At 59.8% G+C, this 19,669-nt stretch carries 11 protein-coding genes and 9 pseudogenes; 6 read left to right on the plus strand and 14 right to left on the minus strand.

Annotated features, from left to right (window positions below; translation table 11 throughout):
* Window positions 1–203: 203 nt before the first annotated feature.
* Window positions 204–1,067, plus strand: coding sequence for an SDR family NAD(P)-dependent oxidoreductase (locus I2456_RS23845; protein WP_007172270.1), 864 nt, complete (start codon window positions 204–206; stop codon window positions 1,065–1,067).
* A gap of 212 nt (window positions 1,068–1,279) precedes the next feature.
* On the opposite strand, the gene I2456_RS23850 is transcribed toward I2456_RS23845, so the two are convergent.
* Together I2456_RS23850 and I2456_RS23855 are read right to left on the minus strand one after the other, a co-directional pair.
* On the minus strand, window positions 1,280–2,296 hold the full coding sequence (locus I2456_RS23850) for an AurF N-oxygenase family protein (protein WP_033721575.1): 1,017 nt from the start codon (window positions 2,294–2,296) through the stop codon (window positions 1,280–1,282).
* A 346-nt stretch (window positions 2,297–2,642) separates the two neighbouring features.
* Window positions 2,643–2,846 (minus strand): annotated as a pseudogene (locus I2456_RS23855) (IS3 family transposase); the annotation flags it as partial.
* An 877-nt stretch (window positions 2,847–3,723) separates the two neighbouring features.
* Here I2456_RS23855 and I2456_RS29050 point away from each other — a divergent pair.
* The 4 genes and pseudogenes from I2456_RS29050 to I2456_RS23870 form a co-directional block, all read left to right on the plus strand.
* Window positions 3,724–3,938 (plus strand): annotated as a pseudogene (locus I2456_RS29050) (SDR family NAD(P)-dependent oxidoreductase); the annotation flags it as partial.
* Between the two features lie 113 nt (window positions 3,939–4,051).
* Complete coding sequence (locus tag I2456_RS23860) at window positions 4,052–4,975, plus strand: ferritin family protein (protein WP_007172267.1); 924 nt, start codon at window positions 4,052–4,054, stop codon at window positions 4,973–4,975.
* 236 nt (window positions 4,976–5,211) lie between these two features.
* Window positions 5,212–6,430: pseudogene (locus I2456_RS23865) on the plus strand (ISL3 family transposase).
* 65 nt (window positions 6,431–6,495) lie between these two features.
* Window positions 6,496–6,645, plus strand: a pseudogene (locus I2456_RS23870) (IS3 family transposase); the annotation flags it as partial.
* On the opposite strand, the gene I2456_RS23875 reads toward I2456_RS23870, so the two are convergent.
* The 9 genes and pseudogenes from I2456_RS23875 to I2456_RS29235 all read right to left on the minus strand — a co-directional run.
* Window positions 6,645–8,189, minus strand: coding sequence for an MCE family protein (locus tag I2456_RS23875; RefSeq protein ID WP_007172264.1), 1,545 nt, complete (start codon window positions 8,187–8,189; stop codon window positions 6,645–6,647). The pseudogene I2456_RS23870 and the gene I2456_RS23875 sit on opposite strands and share 1 nt — an antisense overlap.
* A gap of 5 nt (window positions 8,190–8,194) precedes the next feature.
* Complete coding sequence (locus I2456_RS23880; RefSeq protein ID WP_033721559.1) at window positions 8,195–9,322, minus strand: virulence factor Mce family protein; 1,128 nt, start codon at window positions 9,320–9,322, stop codon at window positions 8,195–8,197.
* A 2-nt stretch (window positions 9,323–9,324) separates the two neighbouring features.
* Entirely contained in the window at window positions 9,325–10,839 is a 1,515-nt protein-coding gene (locus tag I2456_RS23885; RefSeq protein ID WP_007172262.1) for a virulence factor Mce family protein, read from the minus strand.
* A complete protein-coding gene (locus I2456_RS23890; protein ID WP_007172261.1) occupies window positions 10,836–12,401 on the minus strand; it encodes a virulence factor Mce family protein in 1,566 nt (521 codons plus the stop codon). The genes I2456_RS23885 and I2456_RS23890 overlap by 4 nt, the downstream gene beginning before the upstream one ends.
* Window positions 12,398–13,441 carry an MCE family protein gene (locus tag I2456_RS23895; RefSeq protein WP_007172260.1) on the minus strand — a complete coding sequence of 348 codons (1,044 nt, stop codon included), beginning with the start codon at window positions 13,439–13,441 and terminating at the stop codon, window positions 12,398–12,400. Before I2456_RS23895 ends, I2456_RS23890 begins: the two co-directional genes overlap by 4 nt.
* Window positions 13,438–14,655, minus strand: a complete 1,218-nt coding sequence (locus I2456_RS23900) for an MCE family protein (protein ID WP_007172259.1) — start codon at window positions 14,653–14,655, stop codon at window positions 13,438–13,440. Before I2456_RS23900 ends, I2456_RS23895 begins: the two co-directional genes overlap by 4 nt.
* Before the next feature lie 6 nt (window positions 14,656–14,661).
* A complete protein-coding gene (locus I2456_RS23905) occupies window positions 14,662–15,423 on the minus strand; it encodes an ABC transporter permease (RefSeq protein ID WP_371869965.1) in 762 nt (253 codons plus the stop codon).
* 110 nt (window positions 15,424–15,533) lie between these two features.
* Window positions 15,534–16,247 carry an MlaE family ABC transporter permease gene (locus tag I2456_RS23910; RefSeq protein ID WP_085981747.1) on the minus strand — a complete coding sequence of 238 codons (714 nt, stop codon included), beginning with the start codon at window positions 16,245–16,247 and terminating at the stop codon, window positions 15,534–15,536.
* 506 nt (window positions 16,248–16,753) lie between these two features.
* A pseudogene (locus tag I2456_RS29235) lies at window positions 16,754–17,115 on the minus strand (metal-dependent hydrolase); the annotation flags it as partial.
* Window positions 17,116–17,305: 190 nt separating this feature from the next.
* Here I2456_RS29235 and I2456_RS23920 point away from each other — a divergent pair.
* Window positions 17,306–17,619 (plus strand): annotated as a pseudogene (locus I2456_RS23920) (IS256 family transposase); the annotation flags it as partial.
* 42 nt (window positions 17,620–17,661) lie between these two features.
* On the opposite strand, the pseudogene I2456_RS23925 reads toward I2456_RS23920, so the two are convergent.
* The 3 pseudogenes from I2456_RS23925 to I2456_RS29300 form a co-directional block, all read right to left on the minus strand.
* A pseudogene (locus tag I2456_RS23925) lies at window positions 17,662–17,875 on the minus strand (integrase core domain-containing protein); the annotation flags it as partial.
* A 210-nt stretch (window positions 17,876–18,085) separates the two neighbouring features.
* Window positions 18,086–18,970 (minus strand): annotated as a pseudogene (locus I2456_RS23930) (IS110 family transposase); the annotation flags it as partial.
* 214 nt (window positions 18,971–19,184) lie between these two features.
* Window positions 19,185–19,538: pseudogene (locus I2456_RS29300) on the minus strand (DDE-type integrase/transposase/recombinase); the annotation flags it as partial.
* Window positions 19,539–19,669 lie beyond the last annotated feature (131 nt).

Genomic DNA, 19,669 nt, shown 5'->3' on the forward strand with positions numbered 1-19,669 from the left:
TTTCATGTTCCGGGATACCTAGCGGTTCTAGCTGCTCTACGGGCGCCTGTGGCGACGGTGAACATCCCGGACGGGATTGGCACCCAGCGCCATGCCGTGTAGTGCAGTGGACTCTGGTTGTTACAGAAGAGGATGGGGGCGGTGTCAACGATCTGCGGAACCGGCCGTCGGCCAGTCCAAATACATTCGGAGGCGATCAGTTTATGAAGGACTTCACCAATAAAGTGGCAGTAATCACCGGCGCTGGCTCAGGTATCGGCCGTAACCTGGCGTTGAGCTTGGCTGAACAGGGGGCGCAGCTGGCGCTGTCGGACATCGATACGAGCGCGCTGGCCGATACCGCTGGTCGATGCGAGAAGGTCGGAGCTAAGGCGGTGCCGTTCGAGCTCGATGTAGCCCAACGGCCGGCAGTTTACGAACACGCAAAGAATGTCGTCAGTGAATTCGGCAGAGTGAACCTTGTTTTCAACAACGCGGGTGTGGCACTCTCGGCCGACGTGGCCGACATGGATTGGGACGACTTCGAGTGGCTGATGGGCATCAACTTTTGGGGGGTGGCCCATGGCACCAAGGCATTCATGCCGCACCTGATCGCGTCCGGCGATGGCCACATCGTCAATGTGTCATCGGTTTTCGGGTTCGTCGGGATTCCGTCACAAAGCGCCTACAATGCCGCCAAATTCGCCGTCCGCGGCTTCACCGAGGCCCTACGCCAAGAACTCCGGGCCGCCAGGCATCCGGTAGGTGTGACCTGCGTTCACCCGGGCGGGGTGAAGACCAACATCGCCGGTCACGCCCGAGGGCTGCCCGACGGCTCGGACCCCGAAACGCTTAGCCGCCTTTTCCATAGGATCGCGTTCACCAGCCCCGAATCAGCCTCGAGGGCGATACTGCGTGGGGTCAAGAAGAATAAGCCGCGGGTGCTGATCGGTCCTGACGCAAGAGTTTTCGATGCCATTCCCCGAATCCTCGGCCCTCGCTACGAGGACATCATGGCGTCGTTCTATCGCACCGGGCGCTACGGTGCGGGGCGTCGACTCGCCGAACGCCTCGGCCTGCCCAGGTAGTAAGAGCCAACCCTGACGACTGGCGAAATGATTTGCTGGTGGAGCCACAACGTTGGCATACCTGCATCCTCGTTACCAAGGTCAGGAGCCTCCGGGATTTGCAGGACGATTCATCTGGAACGACAATCCTCGACCCTACGTCTGGATCAGAACCGCCGACCAAATCCTGGCAGCATCAGCTAACTACTGCTCCAAATTAGTGACTCACAACGCTAGGCGACCGCGACCAGGTGCTGGCGCTGCGGCTCGCAGCGATAACGCGACGGCTTGCCGTTGATCTTGCAGATCCGCCACACCATTCGCGCGATCGGGTTCATCAGCCCGGTGTCGTAGCACAGCATCCGCACGTCACCGAACATGTCACGCAGCGCCTTGCGCGACTCCAGGGACCCGAAGAACACCTGCTTGCGGACCTCGCGCGGGATGTCGAATTCCTGCCAGAAGGCCTTCGGCGGGACCACGATCGCCGAGCATGCCACCCGCATAATCACCGGCACGTATAACGACAGCCAAAACCGCTTACGCCGCGGTAAGTGCGGCACACGCTTACGCAGATACTCGTGAGCAAACGAGATGTGCCGAGCCTCTTCGGCCACGTGGATGGACATCACCCGCTCCATGATCGGGTGCAGTTCCTTGCCCTCACGTAACACGTTCTTCTGAGTGTGGTCGATGGGTTCCTCACCGGCGAGGATGCCGAACCAGAACGGGATCGGCAGAGGGCTAGCGACCAGCGGGATCAGCGGCGAAAGCCACTTCAGCTGCCGCCGCATCCCAGGCACGTCGGCGCCGATGTGGTTCACCATCTCCTGAAACATCATGGTGTGGTTGCACTCTTCGACCGCCTCGTGCAGGCAGTACCGGTACTCCGGGGACCCGTTCGGCACCCAGAACGCGTACCCCATCAGGCCGCGGATGAGGACCGACTCGAAGTGCAGCCCCACCTTGGCCACATTGGCCTGACGCCACATGCCGATCCTGATTTGGCGTTCCTCCGACTGCGCCTGATACCACGGGTGCCGGCCCAGCGGGTCAGTCGCCGGCAACTTCCAGCGGGGGTCGTTGTCGACTACCGCGTACTCAGGTGCGGTCCAGTCGATGTCGATGTATGGGTTGAAATTGCGTCGCACTGAGCCCTCAGACAGGACGCGCAGCACGTCGGCATACTCGGCGTCGTCCAGCACGTCCATGTTGCGGCGCCAACGCCGCACCAACCTCGTCCGAGCGATCTTCTGGGCCATCGCCAGCCTCCTACCGAAAGTTCACATCAGAAAAGCTACTGATACGGTACCGCTGGTATCGCCAACTTTTCAAAAGCCTGTCCATTTAAGGGCTTGTACCCGCCGCAACAGGTTCGGGCCGTCGCGCAGCCACGCCACCACGAGCCTATTGAAAGTCATTTTCATTACGATATCGCCCGCTCCTAGCTCGCTTGGCAGGGGCGCGGGCACCGATGTCGCCGGAGCCGAGGTTGGGGGCATCAGCGATCAGTAATTTGTACACTATCCCGCTCGTCGCGTCCTCGAGGCACGCTCCAGCCGCTGTGTTCAAGCAGTGCGGCCGAAGTGAACCATCCTATGCACCCTCGGGGTTCTGTGAGCCGGCCGGTTGGTCGGTCACGTGTTGGGAATAGTACTGGGCTTCGGCTTCGGCGCGTGGGACTCGTCCGAGGCGGTGCATGAGCCGCTGCTGGTTGTACCAGGCGACATAGTCGGCGGTGACGTGTTCGACGTCGGACAGGGTGTTCAGCGGGCCGCGGCGAAACGGGGAATCCGCGCGCCATCATCTCCTCACTGCACACTCACACCTGTTCATCTCAAGGTGCGGCCGCCCGCGGATAACGCATGGGGACAACGATTCTGATCCTCGTGCTCAACTAGCGGCAACAGTGAAGGGCCCAACAGCGGCATCCGACGCCCGGCTCGATGCACGGCCTCGTAGGACCACAGTTGTTAGACGGCGTCGACAGGCGACCACTGCATAATTTTCATCTCCTGAGGGCGAGCGCCAGGTCAGAATGGCTCGTCCGCTGAACTACCACTTGGGCCTCCCACAACTGTGGCTCTACCGACCAGGACCAACTTTCTGACGGCAACCCACGTTCACATGTGAGCGGAGGCCCCAGCCCCCCATACCCGTCTAACCCGCCCAGCATAAGGCGGCAGTCGTCTGCCGCCAGCATGCCCTACAATTCCCAGCAAAGGTCAGCACCGCAAGGACTTCGGCCCATTCTTTGGCGGCTGCGGCCGTCTTTTCGTGACGACCTTCGGGCGCAGCGTGTCCTTGAGTGCGTTACGCACGTGATTGCGACGCCAGCCGGTGATGGCGCACAACTGGTCGAGATTCCGGCCATTGCCGGCCCTGTCCGTCCCCACGTAGCGGTTACGATCGCCTCAGCACCACCTTGCGTTGACTCACCTTCAGTACCACCAGCTGGGCCTATCCAGCGCGTTATCCTTGGCTGATCAGGTGCGCCGCACGCGCGCATTCTTAGCTGACGCGACGAGCGGGTCTACCCACGCATTTGCTGAGTCCAGGCGGCGTCTTGACAAGGCGCCCGGAGCGGCACAAAACTGGTGTCATGCGCCCACACTTAGGGCCAGTGCCACCAGTTTGTGGTTGCGGATCCTGCTGGCTCCCGCGCGTGCGGTCGCCGATGAGGCTGGTGCCATTCGGCGGCTCAGATGTGCTCACTCATGGTGCTGTCGCTGTAGTCACGAGAGCTGGCAGCGGCATTGGCCGCGGCTTTGGCGTTGAGCTTGCTCGTCGGGGTGCGCGGGTGTCTGCGCCGATATCGATCCGGGACGGGCTAAGGAGACCGTTGGACTTGTCGTCCAAGCTGGTGGTCAAGGTTCGGACATTACCTGTGATGGCAGGCCGAGAGAATGGCGCCCAGGAGCTATACCGGTGGGCTTGGTGTCATCGAGTGGGTCGCGCGGTAAATAGCCACCGGGCGATTTGAAGAACCAGATCGGAGTAGGGAAATGGCGTTCGAATACAGCGATATGCTGCAAACGATTAAAGACCGACAGTGGGCGCTTGCCGACATCGATTGGGAAGCCCCAGGCGCGGAGTTGATTACCGACGAGCAACGGCCCCACCTCAAACAATTCATGTCAGATGTGGTGTGGATCGAGCATGTCGGAGCGCGTGCTTTCGAGGCGATGGCGCCTAAGGCGCCGTTCGAGGCGTTAAGAGAGATCTACCACTACTTCCACGCCGAGGAGCAGCGGCACGCTAATGCCGAACTTGCCCTCATGCATCGCTGGGGAATGCTCGAGCCAGGAGAGACACCTGTGCCGAATAAGAATATTCGGCTGGGGATCGAGTGGATCGACCACTATAGCGATGCGCTCCCGTTGACGGTGATGAGCTCTGCGATCCCGGCGTTGGAATGCGCCCTCGACGGCGCGTTGCTGAAGTTCCTTCTAGACGAGGTGGCAGACCCGTTGTGCGGCGAGGTCTTCAGTAAGGTCAATAGTGACGAATCTCGCCATCTTGCAGTGGGTTTCCAAGTTCTCAATGACCTCGGCGCCAGCCCGGTGCGGGTGCACGTGATCGAGACGGTGGGGTCCATTATTGATCCGAGAATTCTCCTCGGCTCCCTAATGTATATACCGCTGCTCACCAGGATGATGGCTAACCTCACTGCGTGGGGCCTCTCGGAGGAGAAGCTATACAACGCGGTCACACGCTACTCGAATATCGGCGATCGAAGCGAGTTCACCCGCCGAATTCCCGCTTATCACATCCTTCGGACGCACATGTCTGCGACTATCAACCGCGCTCAACCTTTCCATTTCTTTTCCCAGGGGCTAGGTACCCTTGTCGACCATTTCCCCGTCCAGGTGTTCGGCAAACTGCCCTCCTGGGCTGGGGACATGACATACGAACCGGTTTCCAAGTGACCGATCAATCGACCGTTCTGATCGTCGGTGCCGGCTGGGGGTCAGCGAACCGTTTGCCGGCTCTTCCGGAAATGGAGTGCAGGTAAACGCTGCGGCGACTTGTTGATTGGGTCGTGTCGGTGAGCTAATACGGGCGGCGGGCAGAGGATGCAGGTTCCTACACCTTTGTCGTCTGCCTTCTGGGGAGTCCTGTGTCCGAGCCTACGTCTTGTTCTGCTGCTGTTGTTGCCGACACGATCGTGCGCACGGTCGAACTTGGGGTGACGATCACCGATGCTGCTGTCGACGGCGAGGCCACGGTGGTGTTTTGCAACTTGCTCGATGATGGCCAGCGGCATTGTCCGGGCTGCCGTCGAGACGTCAACCGTGACACTGTGATCCGCAACGTGACTGATGTGCCGGTGGTCGGGCATCCACTTCGCCTGCGGGTGCCGCGCTACCGCTGTGTCGACACCGCCTGTGAGCGGGAAGTGTTCGCCCACAACACCTCTGCGCTAGCGCGGCCAGGATGGTCGACCACCCGCAGATGCGCCCGCTACATCTGTCACCGGCTGATGATCGACCACGCCACCGTCGCCGCGGTCGCCCGCGAGCTCGGCCTGTCCTGGGACACTGTCAACACCATCGCCATGGACGCCACCCAGCTGATCGTGGCCAACGACACCGGCCGACTCGACGGCGTGCGGGTCATCGGGGTTGATGAGCATCGCTGGTCACATGTGCGTCGACCCGACTCAGAGGGCTACGTCACCGTCATCATCGACCTGACTCCCGTGCTCGATGGCACCGGCCGTGCGCGGCTGCTCGACCTGGTCCCCGGACGTTCGGCAGCCGCCTTGAGCAGCTGGCTGTCTGAGCAGAGCTAAGCGTTTCGCGAACAGGTGCAGGTCGTGGCGATGGACGGGTTCGGCGGCTACAAGACCGCGGCGACAGATCAGCTGCCTGAGGCCACCGCGGTCATGGACCCCTTCCATGTCGTCGCGCTGGCCGGCGCCAAGCTCGACCTGTGCCGCCAGCGCATCCAACAACAGACATGCGGGCACCGCGGCCGCACGGGTGACCCGCTTACCTTGTGCGGGGCACGTTGCGCACCCGCTATCCGCTGCTCAATGCGCACCAAAAAGCCCGACTGGAAGCCGTTTTCACCGATGAGGCCCACCTCGCGGTCCAACTGTGCTGGAGCTTCTACCAACGCCTGATCGCCGCCTACGCCCACCCCGACCGCCGCCGCGGCAAAACCATGATGACCACGATCATCAACACCCTGCGCCATGGCGTCCCCGACGAGCTCGAGGAACTGGCCCAACTCGGCCGCACTCTATGGCGCCGCCGCAACGACATCCTGGCCTTCTTCGACCACCACGCCTCAACGGCCCCACCGAAGCGATCAACGGCCGACTGGAAGCACTGCGCCGCAACGCGCTGGGATTCAGAAACCTAACCCACTACCGATGACGCTCACTGCTGCACAGCGGAGCCCTGCACTCACTCGTCAACGCACTCTGAATTACGAAGAGCCGCTTTGGCGTGAAGAAGGACTGCGCGTACCGCAGCGGTGACGACGCAACCGCCGCGGCAGTTCCACCGCGCCGACCACGGTCGCCGATGCGGCCAACCGGGTGTGGGCGGTCGACTTCCAGTTCGATGTCACCACCGATGGGCGGCCGCTTCACCGAGGTTGAGGTCCTAACATCTCCTTCCAACCGTCGTCTCCTATTTTGGCCGAATCTTCGATGGTGTATTTGACGCCATCGGGCCCTAGGAACTCGCCGCTTTGCGGACTATAGATAGCTGCAGCACCGCTAGGAATGTAAATGCACGGGTTCGGCTGCTGACCGTTGCACTGGACGCTCCCAGAACCTGGCCGTTGCAGTGGATCGCTTCGTGGAGGAGGCGTCCCCGTCACCCGGTCGGAAGGAAGCGGATTGATGCCGGTATCGACCGACGGAGCCGGTATGACCAAGCCGGGTTTCACCGGCTGATCACAGCGCGCCGCAGGTGCGGGGCAGCTTAGAATCTGGTTCGGATCCCCGTACCAAGGATTGGTCCCCAGCGGGACATACGGCTCTTTGCTGCGGCATTCGCGCGGCGTGGCCGCGCGCTTGCCGGGAACATCGACACAGGGATAATTACGCGCGCCGCGGACCGCGTTTTGTGCCTCCATCGGAATCTTGCAGTATCGCGTGGTCAAAAGCCCGGGAGTCTCGTCCACAAAGGATCGCCATTGCGATGCCGGCAAGAACCCCGTCAGGCAAGCAGGGGTCATATTTATTGGCGTTTGGAACGAAAGAGAAAACGTATGTGGGTAAGCAGCGGTCACTGTCTCACCGAATGCGGGAATTTGCGGAAGTATGACCAGCAATTGCTCTACATTCTTGTTGTACCGCTTGAGCAGATCGGCCACAATCGCAACATTTGCTAGGGTCTGCGGCAAAGTTTCGCGAACGTCGCCGAGCACGGCTTTAATCTGATCGGCGGTCGGCGCAACCTGGCCCAGGATGCTCTTGAGCTGTTTGTCCTTTTCCGCGGCCTGCGCGTCGAGAGTATTTAAGTTGTGCGCCCACCGCTCGATGGGATCACGCGAGTTGGCCTGGCTGTCGATGATCGGTGCTGCGTTTTGGACGATATCGTTGACGTCGCTAAGGTTTGTTTTGAAATCCCCAACGATCGATTGGGTCGAGTCGACTAGCCGCTGCAGGGCTGGGCCCAGGCCGCCGACCGCTTGAGCTGTCTCATCGAGTAGTCCGGCGATCTTGTCTTTGGGCAGGACGTCCAATGTATGGTTAACGGTATCCAGGGTCGGGCCAATTCGTTTAGGCACCGTGCTGTTAGTGATGGTCTGGCCGGGCGAGAAATACTTGGCCGGATTCTGCGCGGATACTAGGTCTATGTATTGTTCGCCGACCGCCGACACCGAATGCACGTTCGCCGAGGAGTCAATTGGGATTTTGTACTGGTCGCTGATACGCAATGTGGCCCGAACTCCTTGTTCGGTCGGCTCTACCCGAGTTACCTTTCCCACGGTGATTCCGCGGTAGGTGACGTTTGCAGTGGGATAAAGCCCTCCCGACGTGGGTAAATCCACCTCCAAACTGTACTGGCCCATCCCAACGACGCTCGGCAACCTCAGATAATGCCACCCAAGAACGCTCATGGCGAGCATCGTGACGATAGTGAACACGGTTAGCTGAAGGCGAAGGCGTCGAGTCAACATGCTGCCTACTCCTCGTCACGCTCGGGGGGTTCGTCGGCGGGGTTGGGTGCGAACCTGACATCGGGAAGCATGGTGTTCGGATCGCGGCCCCACGATTGCTCAAGCGCTCGCAGTGCGCCGGAGAACCCGGTTCCGGTGAGGAGCGCATTATCGATTGCACTCAAGGTGAGGTCCAAGGTTATCGAAACATTCATTGAGTCGCCGTGTACCACCTTCGGGATGGCGTCGGCGCTGAACGGGAGGGTCAAGGCAATCTTTAGCGTCTCGACCAGATCCATCGAAGCCCGGCTGAGTTGTTTCAGGGGACGCTGCAGTTGGCGCACGTCTTTATCCAAGTCGGGACGCGCCGCCGTCAAGGTCTGATTGAGGACGTCGCTAAACCGGCCCAACGCATTGGTCGCATCGAGGAACGGCTGTCGTTGTTCAGCGAAATGCTTTGCCAATGGGGGAAACTCGGTGAGAACGTGGTCCAGGGTGTCTGATTGCTTGGCTACATAAGTCAACAGCCGGTCTGTGGAGTCGATAGCGCGAGTGATGTCATCACGTTGCTCGTTTAGTCGGGCGGTGAAGGTGTCGAGCTTCTTGAGGAAATCATGTATCTGATCGGCCCGCCCAGTCAGCATGTTACGGACTTCACTTGCGATCACTTCGACGTTAGGGATGCCGCCACCGCGCAGCACCGCGGCAAAACTGGCCAGGACCCGCTCGGTGGTGGGATAGGCGGACGCATTCTGCAGCGGGATGATGTCGCCGTTCTTCAATAGTTGCGGTGATGGGTTGGCTGGCGACGCCAGCTCCACATGCTGTGAGCCGAGCAGGCTGGTCTGCCCGATCTTCGCGGTGGCGTTCTTCGGTAGCTTGACGCCCTTTTCTAGATCCAAGGTCAACGTCGCGATCCAGTTTTTCAGGCCGATTGCGCGTACCCTGCCGACAAAAACGTCGGCGACGCGTACCCGACTATTGGCATTCAAAGCCAGCGTTTCCGGCATCTGCACATAAATCGTATAAGAGCCGGATTCGCTTCCCGGGCCACCAGGCAGTGGCACATTAGCGATACCTCGCCAGCTAGCACACGAGGTAAGTACTGTAGCGGCCGCAAATAGCGCCACGAACCGTGACATTCCCGCCCGCATGCTCACTGGCCGGATCCTGTCGCGACTGATGCTGCGTCAGCGGCGGGTGGCGGGCCCGGCGGCGGTGGACCCATATTGGAATAGGCGTTGGGCGGCCCCGGCGGCGTCTGAAACCTTGATGGCGGCGGTGTCGTGTCCGGGCCTCCCATCAGCTCAGCGAGCGAGTCCGGTGTCAGCAAGCTTTCGGTAGCCGGTCCCACTGTGAGGCCTTGCTCACCGGGCGCTACGACCCAGCCGGGCTCGTGGTTACCATGTGACAACGGCGAGTCCGGCGCCCAAATCCCGGGGACCGTGGTGTCCTTGAACCCCGGCGGAGGCTGTAACCGAGGCTCGGAATATGCGATATGTTTGGGCAGTACAGCAGGAGTTTGGTACAGGTTGATGCCAGCCGGGGGTCCATTGAACTTGATCGCATCCAAAACCGGCGTCAAGTATTGTGCGCACAGTTCGGCAGACTCTTGGTATCCCATACGGCTGCCGGCCTGCATCGCGCTGCAGATGAACTGCAATGGGTTGGCAAAGTTTGGCAGGGCTATTGCACCTGTCAGCGCGCCGTGCGCCGGCTCATAGATTGCGAGGGCGTTGGCGGCAAAATGGGGGAAGACATGCAGCGCCGTTTCAAGCGCATTCAGCGGCTCGGGTTGAACCAGCGCGGTGGTCACATCGGCGAGGGTGTTGATGTCGTGGGTTAGCCCATCACGATTGTCCGCTAGAAGCTTTCGCAATGCGGGAAGCATATCGTCTACCTGTTGCAGTGCCTTCGCAAGCCCGGGATCTGAGCTGGTAAGTGAACTGGTAAATACGGCGAGGTCCTTATTCAAAGCGACGAAATTCCGATCATCTTTATATAGCGCGTTGACGAATAAGGCCATGCTGCGCAGCACGGCAAAGAAATCGGCACGCCCGTCATTTAGCGCGGTCAACGCTTGCGAAAGCCCGGTCAAAGTACTGTTGATCTCTTTGCCTTTGCCGGCCAAGCCGTCCGCGAAAGATTCGATGACTTCGCCGAAAGGCCCCTTGGGCTGCTCGGGCGTAGGTCCCAGCTTCGAGATAATGTCCGTGATACCATTGCGCAACTGATCCCATTCCACCGGCACCTGTGTTCGTTCGATGGGGATCACCGCATGATTTCCTAGCGATGGGCCGCCTTCATAGGGCGGTTCCAGCTGAATGACGCGCGAGGCGACCAGCGCGGGATTGAGGATCACCGCAGAGGCGTCAGCGGGCACTTTGTATTTTTTCTCGTAGTGGAAAGTCACCTTCATCTTGTCACCCGACGGCTCGACCTTGTCGATCGCGCCCACTCGCACACCCATTATCTGGACCTTGTCCCCGACATAAAGCGCGTTTGCCTCCGGGAAATACGCAACCACCGTGTTATTGGTCATTTTTTCGTAGAAATCCCGAGCAGCCAGCGTCGTAATAGACGCCAGCAGTATCACCAAGGACCCAACGATGATTGCAGTTCGCGAAAACTTCGGGAGTTGAATTTTGCGTATATCGAAAACAGTACTCAATTCTGGCTGCCTCCCGTCGCAGCGCCGCTGCCTCCTGTTCCGCCCGGGGTGATGAATGGGCCCGGCAGCTGCGGGCCCGGGCCCGGCGGGAATGGTGGTCCCGGGGGGAGTCCTGGCGCGAAGGTCGACGGCGGTGATGTCGGGCCGGCCGGCGCCAGGTTCTCGGTACGCGCGCCTGGTGGAGCTTTTACGGGAAGCCGCACCGGAGTGCCTGGCACATTCGGCGGGGGCTCGTCAGGTCGTCCGGCAATCGGGATACCGGGTGTTGGTGGCAGCCCATTAGGGTCGGGAGGTGACGTTTGGACGTCAAACGGCGCGATCGTCGACGGGCCACCGAAAGGGCCGGCGCCCAAACCCATGCAGGGAAGCGGGTTCCATGGCCGCGGCAAACCGTCCTCTGCGGGGGTGTAAGCGCACGACGCGCCTGGCGGAACCGCCGGTCCTGGATGGTCCGGGGTGCCCTCCCTTACCGGCGGAGCTGGCGGTGGCGCGCCATTGGGAAACCGGGTGCCGTTAGGATCGGGGAACTGGTAGGCGGGCAAACCAGCGCTGCGCCAGAATTGTTCAGGGTCGATCCCACGTTTCTTGAACGCCGCGTCGACCCAAGGCTGAGTCATCCAAAAAGGTGCAAGATTCAGCAGAGCCACCTTAAAGTAGGGACCCGACGCTACCGACTCCGCCAAAGCCGACGCATAATAGCTTACGTTAGGCGCCCACTCGACGAGATCTTTTTTGTGTTTGAGTAGCAGATCGCTAATCGTCCTCAATTGCTCGACAACGTTATGCAGATTCGGGTTGTCATCGATCAAACCCTTCAACTGGGCGGAAACGGCGGCGATATTGCCCAGCAAGCCGTCGATGGCACTCTTGCGCTCGTTGAACGCCGCCAGAACGATCTGCGTGTTAACCAAAATCCGATCGATTTGCTTGCTGCGATCACCGAGTATGCTTGCCACCTTCCTAGCGTCAGCAAGCAGCCGTTGGATTTGCTCGTCGCGTTTCCCTAGCGTGTCAGAGAACTTGGCCACACCATCCAGTGCTGCACTCAGATGCGGGTAAGTCTGCTCAACTGTCTGCGACAGCACATTCAGGGAGCGTTTGACTGTATTGATGTCCCAGCCGGTAGCCGCCTTCGTGACGTCGAAGAACGCGTCGTAGATCTGGTACGGGCTGGTGGTTTGCCCAAGCGGGAGTGTCGCATTTGGTTGGAGCACGCGGGAGCCTTGGGGATCGATCTCGAGCACTTTCTTCCCCAGGATGGTATCGGTACGGATCGCAAGACGGCTTTTAGATCCGATTGTATTGGAGCCGATGGAAAACTTCATGACTACATGGTTGCCATTGATCGTAAATCCCTGCACTTCGCCGACATTTACCCCAGCGATGCGAACTTTATCGCCCTTGTTCAGCCCGCCTGTGTCTTTGAACTCTCCGTAATAGGTTGCCTGGGCAAACAACATCGGAATGCTGGTGAAGCTTTGCCCTACTCCGGTCACCACCGCTGCAACGATGATTCCCATCGCCCCCATCCGATACGGATTGATTGCTTGAAGGGTTCTCACTTCGGAGTGCACCTCCCCGTCGGCTGACTCCAAAGCTTCACGGTACGGACGGGCCCGCCAGGCTGCAGGCCATCAACCTTCAGCGTGACGTCGCACGCGTAGAAATTGAAGAAGTCGCCATAAAGCCCCCCGATACCCGCGACACGCTTCGCAGATTGTGGGGCGTCCCGTAACACCCCGTCGACGTAGTCGAGCCGGTCAATTAGCGGTTGGAGGGTATTCTGCACATAGCCAACGGCCTTCTGCAGCAGTGGCCGATTGTCTGACAACAGATCCGCCAGCGTGCCGGCCACATTACCGATGTGCGCGACATTGGCCGCGAGCGGATCGGCTTGATTGCTCAACCCGGTGATCAACTTATCGACGTTGTCGATCGTTTGGTCGAATTCCTTGCGATGCTTGACCGTGGTCTCTAGCACGACGTTAAGGTTTGAGATGACTTCACCGATTGCCTGGTCACGTCCAGCGATCTGCGCGGTTAGTTGCGCCGTCTGGTCCAAGATATCGTTGATCGTGCCACCTTGGCCCTGAAACACAGTGACGATCGCGGTCGCAATCGTATTGACTTTGTCGGGATCGAGCGCGCGAAACACCGGCTTGAAACCACCGATCAGTGCATCTAAATCCAGGGCTGGCTCCGTACGTGACAGCGGGATAAACCCACCCGGCGGCAACACCCGATCCATCCCTTCACCGTCGCCGCGCTTAAGTTCTACGTAGCGCTGCCCAAGTAGGTCGGCATAGCGAATGGACGCGGTCGTCGACTGATAAAGCGGCACCGAACGGTCTACTTCGAAGTCCACACGCACCCGATGACCGCCCTCCGTGATCCGTACGCTGCTTACTTTGCCGATCTCCACCCCGGAGGCACGGACAAACTGGCCGGCGCGCAAGCCGCTCGCAGTACTGAATTCGGCCGTGTAGCTGGAGGTCTTGTTAAAGCGCAACTGGGCGAACACCACGACAATGATGACCGTCACGGCAATTAAAGTTAATACGGCAGTACTAAACTTCACTGCCGTAGCGGTGATTTTTTTCATGGGTTGATCGTGTTCTCCCCCCACTGGCGGCCCCACACGTATTCATTGGCCTGCGGTTGCGGGATTCCAAAGTGGGTGTATGGCGCGATGCTGGAACCGCTATCCGTTACCAAGTACGGAGCAGGCCACAGATCGCGGGTAATGGTCTTCCAGCATCCCGGTTTCCCGCCCGGTCCGCCGTGAGCATTCACTCGCGGCAAGTTGTCAGGATAGACGTACGCATTTGTTCCTCCCAAGATCGTGCCTGTTAACCTTACCGAGTAACCGTTGCCGCTCTCCCCATCCGTCACTTTCGGTAGCACATTAGCGCCATGGTGAAAAAGGCAGTAAAGCTCCGGACTGTAGGTGTCAAGCAGTTGAGTCACCGGCACCAGGTCGCTGACCGCATGCTGCAGGTCCGATCTGCTCTGGTCAATGATGTCGGCACCGGTGTTTCCAACCCCCACCGCGGCCAAGAGTGCGGCGTCCAGATCCTTCTTTTGCTGGTTGAAGGTACGCGCCGTGGTGACTGCGTTATCGAGGGCGCTCCAAAGATCCGGCGAGGCATCCCCGTAGATATCGGCTAAATCCGCCAACCGTTGAATATCATGGCGGATTTGAGGCATCTGCGGGTTGATGTCATCGAGTATGGTGTTTCCATTGATGATCGAAGCCCCGAATTTATCGCCTTGCCCATTTAACGCTGCAGCCACCGCCGAAAGCGTTAAGTTCACCTTGACCGGATCCACCTTCTCTGAAATCTGCATGACCGTCTCGAACAACGTGTTAAACTCCGTTGTTTCCGACCTCACCACAATTATGTCAGCCGGTGTAACCTTCCGGGCCACAGGTTGTTTGGGCGAACTCAACGACACGTACTTGTTGCCAAACACCGTGGTGGCTGTAATTTCGGCATTTACGTTTAGCGCGATCAGCCCGGCGTATTTTGGCGCAATTTCCAGCAGCAGCTTGGCCGCCGGCTTTCCGTCACGCTCCACCTCGCTGATGCTGCCCACCCGGCCGATCTCCACCCCGTTGTAAGTGACTTTCGCCCCCCGATCCAAGACCAAACCCGACCGGCTAGCCAATGCTGTTAAGGTTATCTTGGGTGTGAAGCCACCCCGGAACTGGACCCAGACGACGATCAGCACGACCGCGGTGATGAGCCACAAAGCCAGCCCCGCTAACTTTCGGACCGAAATAAGTCGCCGTAGCCGCTTGCTTGTGGTTGCCATAATAATTTACACCGTGAGATTGAAGTTGGGGTTGACGCCGTAAATCGCTAACGAAGCCATTAGCACGACCATTACGATGGCGATTAGCGATGCGCGCATCGATCTCCCGACTGCCACGCCGACTCCAACCGGACCGCCGCTGGCGTTGTATCCGTAGTAGCAGTGGTTCAACATCACGACTGCCGAAATGGCGACCGTCTCCGCAAGAGAGTACCAGAAGTCGTTAACCCTCAGGAAAGTGTTGAAGTAATGGTCATACGTTCCGATTGATTGCGCATAGAACAAAGTTGTCACCAGCTGGGCGGAAAAGAACGAGAGGAGGACCGCGACCGAATATAGTGGGATAGTGACGATGAAGGCGCCAATAACTCGGGTAGATACCAAATACGAAACTGATTTGATTCCCATCACCTCAAGCGCATCAATCTCCTCGCTGATCCGCATGGCGCCCAATTGCGCTGTAGCACCGGCCCCGACGGTCGCGGCTAAAGCAGTGCCAGTTACGATTGGCGCCACCACACGCACATTCGCTAGCGCGGCGAAGAAACCGGTGAACGCCTCAACGCCGATATTGCCTAGCGAGGCGAACCCTTGAATCGCAATCAGCGAACCGGCCGATAGCGTCACAAAGCCGATGATCGCCACCGTGCCGCCGACGGCGGCCATTGCGCCAGTGCCCATGCCGATCTCGGCGATCAGGCGCAAGACTTCCTTTCGGTAATTCTTTAGGGTAAACCCGAGATAACGGAGCACTTCGCCGACGAACAGCGCGACATCACCAGAGGCGTCGAGCGCACGGCCAGGAGCGCCGACCCATCCGGCGCCTAGCTTCCAAGCGCGTGGGAAACGTGATTGCACGACCGTCGGGGAAGCCAATCTCAACGCCCCGTTCCGAACCGCACACCAATGGTAGTCAGCACCACGTTGACCGCAAATAATGCGACCACCGCAAGAACCAACGTTTCGTTGACTGCTGTGCCCACCCCTTTGGCTCCCCCGCCGGCTGTCAACCCGCGGTAGCAACCCACCAGCCCGGCAATAAGCCCGAATAAGGTGGCCTTCACAATCGAGATCAGCACCTCGGGCAATCCAGTAATCAAGGTTAGGGTCGAAACGTATGCGCCGGCCGAAACATTCTGGATATACACACCGAACAAGAACCCGCCGACCAGCCCGATACTGATCACCGCGCCATTGAGCAGCAGGGCTACAATGGTCGATGCAACCACCCTGGGAACTACCAGTCGATGAATCGGGTCGATGCCCAACACCTCCATCGCATCGATCTCCTCGCGAATAGTCCTAGCGCCCAAATCCGCACAAATCGCAGTAGAACCTGCGCCAGCGACCACGAGCACCGTCACAAGGGGGCCCAGTTGAGTGACGGCGCCGAGCGCAGCCCCAGCGCCGGAGACGTCGGCGGCCCCAAATTCGGCCAATAAGATATTCAGCGTAAAGATGATTAGCACGGTGAGCGGAATTGCGACCATAACGGTTGGCAGGAACGACACACCGAGTAGAAACCAACCCTGTAGGATGAATTCGCGCCATTGGAACGGACGTGCAAGCGCCTTGCCGGTTAGCACACACATCTGAGTGAAGCTGGCCACCTGCCCTAGCGGTTTCCGCAGTTGTTCACGAAGGTATACCGACAAACCGTTGGATGCCGTCACCGATGCCCCTCGACAACAGCACCACGTGCGTCGCGCTGCAGCAGCCGATCAACGTACAGCGCGACCGCCGAAACCGTGACCAGCAGACCATACTGGGTGGTAGCGCTCAACCCATCGCTCGCGCCAGAGATGTCCGTTGTGCCGACGTTGCACAACAACACGTTGAGCGTGAAGATGCTTAGCGCCGCCAGGGACGAAGAAGCTGCGATGGTTGGCAGGGTCGACATCTGCATCAAAAACCGCAACTTGGACGATGAACTCAAACCATTGGAACGGCCTCTCAGCACGGCCTTTTGCCGAATTGAAATGGCATCTGCGAAAACACGCCGCCAGCTCCCAACGCTGGAAAAGGTCTGATCCCGGACGTCTTCGACGAGAATGACTCTGGCCGTGATCACCGGGTCATCCATAGGTCGCGAACCCACGGTGAAGTGTTCTGCGGCTGCTGTCACCGCCAGCGGAATCCGGGCCGGCAGCACCTCCTCGATGCGTTTCACCCAATCAACAAACTTTTCGGAATCCCACCACGCAATCGGATACCCCATGTCAACGAGCTTGTCATTGAGCGCCCGATGCTGCTGGCCATGCACCGATTCCTGACCGATAAACCCGGCCACCCGCTTCTTCAACCCAGGATCGGTGACCTCATCGGCAAACCGGCGCACCGACCGAATGAACAACTCCTCCCCCGGCGGGAACGACCCCGACAAGTTCGCCAGAAAGTGGCTGAAGATGATGTCGTCATCCACGATAATAGTTGCTGCCCTCCCCCCACCGAGAAACATATCCGCCGAGTCCTCGGATACCGAGACCCCACTCGGTGCACTCATAGTGGTCACGACCCCCTATATATCTAGCCTGTGCCCCCGTCGACCACGAAGGTTACCTTTTCCCCGAACTTCTAGTTTCGGATACTGACAGTACAGGGTGTCGGGCGTTACAGTACTGCGAAGCGACAGGGTGCGCAACGCTAGCCCCGCGACGTGCTGACCGCGGGGGGGCGGTCAAGGTGCAGGCCCCGCGGGTCAATGACAAACGTATTGATCCCGATACCGTTGAGCGGCAGCGGTTCTCGTCGACGATCGTGCCGGCGTAAGCGCGTAAGTCGCCGCAGATGGCCGAGGTGTTGCCGTTGCTGTACCTGCATGGGCGTCCAGCGGGGATTTCAGGCCGGAGCCCTGGAGCAGTTCCTGGGTCGGGGGCCGGGTTGTCGGCAGCCACGATTACCCGGCTGACCGCCCAGTGGCAAGACGAAGTCGCCGCGTTCGGCGGCAGGGATCTGTCCGCCACCTGAATCGCCCCGGTGAGTCCGGAGACTTTCTGATGTGAGATTTCAGCCAGCGGCTGGTCTCTGGCGTGGAGTGCAATAGGCGGCTTCGAGTTCAACTGGTGGGGATATCGCCGCAGTATTCGTAGAGGCGACGGTGGTTGAACCAGTCGATCCGCCGTGCGGTGGCCAGCTCGACGTCCTTGATGGAGCGCCAGGGCTTGCCGGGCTTGATCAGCTCGGTCTTGTACAGGCCGTTGACCGTCTCGGCTAGTGCATTGATGCTCCTATATCCGTCAAGCGGCTGGTTTTTCGGCTTGTGGAGTGGTGCGCAGTGGATGCACGAGGCCCATATCTCACGGGCAAGGAAGCGTTTTAAGCACCGGATGATTTCGGCCTTGGACTTGCCTTCGGCGGTGCGTCTTGCGAGGTACGCCTGGGTGGGTTGATGGTGTTGCATGCCCACGATGACGGTGCGGTAGATCGCCGCATTAGCCTGGCGGTGGCCATCCCAGTTGAGCAGGTGGCGAACGGTTTTGCCGGTGGAGGCTGGGATCGGGCACACGCCGCACAGCTTGGTCCACGCGGCTTCAATACGGATCCGGTCGGGGTTGTCGCCGGCGACGATGAGCATCTCGGCGGCGGTGTCGGCGCCGATGCCGAATGCTGCGGTCAACTCTGGCGCGATCTCGGTGACCAATTGGGCGAGTAGTTTCTCGTGTTCAGTGATCTCCTCGTTGAGATGCTGCCAGCGGCGGGCGATCGAGCGCAGGGTGTGCTTGGTTGCGGCTTCGACCGTGCTGATGCCAGCTGGCCTCAGGCCGGCGTAGCGGCGGATTAGGGCCATCTTGGACAAGGGCTGCAGTTGTTCACGCAGCTCGTCTGGGGCGTTAACGATGACCGTCTTCAGCGAGATCATCGCTGCCGAACGGGCTTTGACCGCAATATTTTTGGCGATTTTGATCTGTCGGATCATATCCACGGTGTCATCGGCGGTCTTCGGGGTGGCGGTGGCATGGCTACCAAGCACGGCACGGGCGGCGTTTTCGGCGTCCAGGAAGTCGGACTTGCCGCGCAGCCGCCGGTCGCGCCGGTCGGTGCGCATTACCTCCACGACACCGATGTCGCTGCGACGCACGGCTGCGGTCAGGCCGGCTCCGTAGGAGCCGGTGCCTTCGATGGCGAAGGTCAGGATGTGGCCCGGGTGGCTAGCCCATTCGATCAGCTCGGCATAGCCGGCGCGGTCGGCTTGGAACGTTCCGGTGTCAAGCACCGCGCCGAAGTCGTCGAACGCGGCGGCGACATGAACGAACTTGTGGGTATCAACACCGATCACGACTCGACCGCGGCGAGGTGTGGTTGCCATGCTTGTCATTGCGACCTTCAGCGGGTTGTTGAGGCTGGCCGGTCGGGTGACGGGACTGCGATGGGACCTGGTGTGGTCAGGCTTCTATGAGGTCACTGCCCGCTCGGTCAGCACGAGGTGGAACGACCGCCCGTTGGACGACAGATCAACAGCCAGGACACCCATACCGCTGGGTCAGTCATAACACGAGTCAGGCGACCAGACAGCCGCCAACATTCTCACAGTCATAGGAGCTGCCGACCGCTCGGACCGAGGACTGGATGCCCGCTTCTGCGTGCCGTTCGCTGAACCTGATCGAGGTGTATTGACTGCGATCCCCGATCCGTCTGGTGGACAACGTCTTTGAGATCAGTACACCTTCTTGTTGACGGTTCTAGATGGCTTGCTCGATCGCATCGAGGACCATCGAGGTGGCCATCGTGGAAGCGACCCGCCAGCCCAGCATCCCGCCGCGCGTAGGCGTCGGTGGCGAAAGCGACGTAGGCAAACCCTGCTCGACGGTGCATCTGGCCACTGGAGTGCCCTCGCGGTTGAGCGCCAGCCACACCTTGTGGGCACCGTACACGCCGTAGTTGGCGGCGTAGAGCCGGCTGATCTGTTCTTTGAGTTCGTCGTCACGGCGTTCGCGGCGGCTGGGCTCGCGGTTGATGTGGTCGTAATAGGTCGATGGGGCGATCGGCATACCCAGCTCGGTCAGCTGTGTGCAGA

Origin of the sequence: Mycobacterium kubicae (genome assembly GCF_015689175.1) — a bacterium.
Taxonomy (GTDB): Bacteria; Actinomycetota; Actinomycetes; order Mycobacteriales; family Mycobacteriaceae; genus Mycobacterium; species Mycobacterium kubicae.

Bases quoted from the DNA above. Each gene is read 5' to 3' on its own strand.
- I2456_RS23845 (WP_007172270.1), top strand. From the start codon at position 204: ATGAAGGACTTCACCAATAAAGTGGCAGTAATCACCGGCGCTGGCTCA.
- I2456_RS23860 (WP_007172267.1), top strand. From the start codon at position 4,052: ATGGCGTTCGAATACAGCGATATGCTGCAAACGATTAAAGACCGACAG.
- I2456_RS23875 (WP_007172264.1), bottom strand. From the start codon at position 8,189: ATGTTGACTCGACGCCTTCGCCTTCAGCTAACCGTGTTCACTATCGTC.
- I2456_RS23880 (WP_033721559.1), bottom strand. From the start codon at position 9,322: ATGCGGGCGGGAATGTCACGGTTCGTGGCGCTATTTGCGGCCGCTACA.
- I2456_RS23895 (WP_007172260.1), bottom strand. From the start codon at position 13,441: ATGAAAAAAATCACCGCTACGGCAGTGAAGTTTAGTACTGCCGTATTA.
- I2456_RS23900 (WP_007172259.1), bottom strand. From the start codon at position 14,655: ATGGCAACCACAAGCAAGCGGCTACGGCGACTTATTTCGGTCCGAAAG.
- I2456_RS23910 (WP_085981747.1), bottom strand. From the start codon at position 16,247: ATGTGTGTGCTAACCGGCAAGGCGCTTGCACGTCCGTTCCAATGGCGC.